Annotated in this window: 2 protein-coding genes; one reads left to right on the plus strand and one right to left on the minus strand. The window is 35.5% G+C overall.

The window, feature by feature from the left end; genetic code table 11:
* Nucleotides 1–106 precede the first annotated feature (106 nt).
* On the minus strand, nt 107–565 hold the full coding sequence (locus V7024_RS22505) for an Hsp20/alpha crystallin family protein (RefSeq protein WP_335524132.1): 459 nt from the start codon (nt 563–565) through the stop codon (nt 107–109).
* A gap of 403 nt (nt 566–968) precedes the next feature.
* Between V7024_RS22505 and asnB the strand changes: the two genes are divergently transcribed.
* Nucleotides 969–2870 (plus strand): asparagine synthase (glutamine-hydrolyzing), encoded by a 1902-nt coding sequence (gene asnB / locus V7024_RS22510; RefSeq protein WP_335524134.1) that lies wholly within the window; start codon nt 969–971, stop codon nt 2868–2870.
* Nucleotides 2871–2917: the final 47 nt, after the last annotated feature.

The raw sequence follows: 2917 nt of genomic DNA on the forward strand, positions 1-2917 counted from the left end.
GTGATGAAGGAATATAGTGGTATGAAAAATACACCATACGATGATATATTACGTGATATTAGACGTTTAACACAATAAGAAAAGGATGCGAATGAGCATCCTTTTCTTATTCAATCGATAAAATATCGTGTTGCTGCGGTAGTTTAGGTGCACGAATTTCTAATATGCCATTTTGATACGAAGCCTTTGCTTGTTTTTTGTTAATTGAATAAGGTAATTTGATAACGCGAGAAGCTTCCGACATTGTGCGTTCGCGCCGATAATAATTAGGCGATTCATTTGCTTCTTCGCCTAAAATATCTTCTTTTACGGCAATTTTTAAGTATTCACCTTGTATTTCAACTTGAAGTTGTTCTTTTTGGATACCAGGAAGTTCAGCTTTTATAACTAGGTCCTCTTCTGCTTCAAATAAATCAACGGGAAATGTTACTAGACGGTTTCCTTTTTGGAAAAAGTGGTTCATATCTGCAATAACGTCACGAAGCGGAGTTTGTTCGAAAAAATCATCAATTTGTTTTAAGTAACTTCGAAATTGTGGACGTGAAGGTTTTCTTTCATCACTCATAATTTCTCCTCCTAAAGATAAATCTGAAATATCATATGACAAAAACGCCTAAATGTGAAAATGGTTTTTTCGGGAAAGGAAAAAATTGAAAATTGATGAAGGATAAGAATAGAATTGTTTGTATATATAAATACAAATTGAAAAAAATGACAAAAAACATCTTTTCTTTTTAGGTGAACGGGAGCAACTGGCCATATATAGAAGCGGTCAAAGTCTTTTTTCAAAATGAAAGGGGAAAACGAGTAAATTATTTTTTTATTTTGCATAGCAGTGATGAAAATGGTGAAAAAACAAAGTGGATATATGTACTTTTTGTCGCCATATTGCTATGATTATGCTAGTATAAATAGGGTTGATATAGTAGTATAGAAAAAGAATGAAAACCGAAAGAGGGTAAGAAAGTATGTGTGGTTTTGTAGGATGTTTATGTGAAAACCCTAGAGGGTTTTCGGCAGAAGAAAAACATCAATTTGAAAATATGAATACGATTATCTTTCACCGTGGTCCAGACGATGAAGGGTACTTTCGTGATGAACATGTACAATTTGGCTTCCGCCGTTTAAGTATTATTGACTTAGAAGCAGGACATCAGCCGTTAACGTATGAAAATGATCGTTATGTAATTATTTTTAATGGTGAAATTTATAACTATGTAGAACTTCGCGAAATGCTTCTTGAAAAAGGGGCAACATTTGCGACACAATCTGATACAGAAGTAATCATTGCATTATATGCTCATATGAAAGAAAAATGTGTAGATTACCTTCGTGGTATGTTTGCATTTATGATTTGGGATCGCGAAGAGAAAAAGCTTTTCGGTGCACGTGATCATTTCGGTATTAAACCACTTTACGTTGCGCAGCACGAAGATACAACATTTTTTGCATCTGAAAAGAAAAGTATCTTACATGTGATGGAAGATAAAGGGGTAAATCCGGCTTCTCTACAACACTATTTTACGTATCAATATGCTCCAGAGCCTGAAACGTTAACAGTTGATATTAACAAAATTGAGCCAGGTCATTACTTCGTAAAAGAACTTGGAAAAGAGATGAAAATCCGTCGTTATTGGCAACCATATTTCAATGCATCTGATGCGACGAAAGAAGAGCATATTCAAGCAATTCGTGACGTATTATACGATTCCGTAAAAATGCATATGCGCAGTGATGTACCAGTAGGATCATTCTTATCTGGTGGTATCGATTCAACGATTATCGCATCTATCGCCAAAGAAATGAATCCAAACCTTTTAACTTTCTCTGTTGGTTTTGAACGTCGTGGCTTTAGTGAGGTTGACGTAGCGAAAGAAACAGCAGAAAAATTAGGTGTGAAAAACTATAGCGTATTCGTAACACCACAAGAATTTATGGACGAATTCCCAAAAATTATGTGGCACATGGATGATCCGTTAGCGGATCCAGCAGCTGTACCATTGTACTTCGTTGCAAAAGAAGCGCGTAAACATGTAACAGTTGTTCTTTCTGGGGAAGGTTCAGATGAATTATTTGGCGGATATAACATTTATCGTGAGCCAAACTCTTTAAAAATGTTCTCTTACATCCCTAGTCCAGGAAAACGTGTATTAAAAGCGTTAAGTGGTGCGTTAAAAGAAGGATTCAAAGGAAAAAGCTTCTTAGAACGTGGATGCACGCCGATTGAAGAGCGTTACTATGGAAATGCGAAAATCTTCCGTGAAGAAGAAAAAGCAGCGCTTATGAAGCATTATAATGAAAATGTAAATTACATGGATATCACGAAACCATTGTATGATGATATCAAAAACTATGACGATGTAAGTAAAATGCAATACATTGATATGTTCACATGGCTACGCGGTGACATTTTATTAAAAGCTGATAAAATGACAATGGCACATTCGTTAGAACTTCGTGTACCATTTTTAGATAAAGAAGTATTTGATGTTGCATCTAAAATTCCAACAGAATTAAAGATTGCAAATGGTACAACAAAAGCGATTTTACGTGAAGCAGTACGCGGTATTGTACCGGATCACGTATTAGATCGTAAGAAGTTAGGCTTCCCAGTACCTATCCGTCACTGGTTAAAAGATGAAATGCATGATTGGGCTGTAAATATCATTAAAGAAAGCAAAACAGAGCATTTAATCGATAAGCAGTACGTATTAGACTTATTAGAAGCACATTGTGCAGATAAAGGCGATTACAGCCGTAAAATTTGGACAGTCCTTGCATTTATGGTATGGCACCAAATTTTTGTTGAACATAAATATGATACAAATGCGTTTCACGAAGAAACAAAGCGCGCTTATAGCTTAGTATAAAGTGAAACTTTAATCAGTGGGGGCCTTATCCCCCCACTGATTATTAG

Origin of the sequence: Bacillus sp. JJ864 (assembly GCF_036963045.1) — a bacterium.
In the GTDB taxonomy this organism is placed as follows: domain Bacteria; phylum Bacillota; class Bacilli; order Bacillales; family Bacillaceae_G; genus Bacillus_A; species Bacillus_A pseudomycoides_C.

Bases quoted from the DNA above. Each gene is read 5' to 3' on its own strand.
- V7024_RS22505 (WP_335524132.1), bottom strand. From the start codon at position 565: ATGAGTGATGAAAGAAAACCTTCACGTCCACAATTTCGAAGTTACTTA.
- asnB (WP_335524134.1), top strand. From the start codon at position 969: ATGTGTGGTTTTGTAGGATGTTTATGTGAAAACCCTAGAGGGTTTTCG.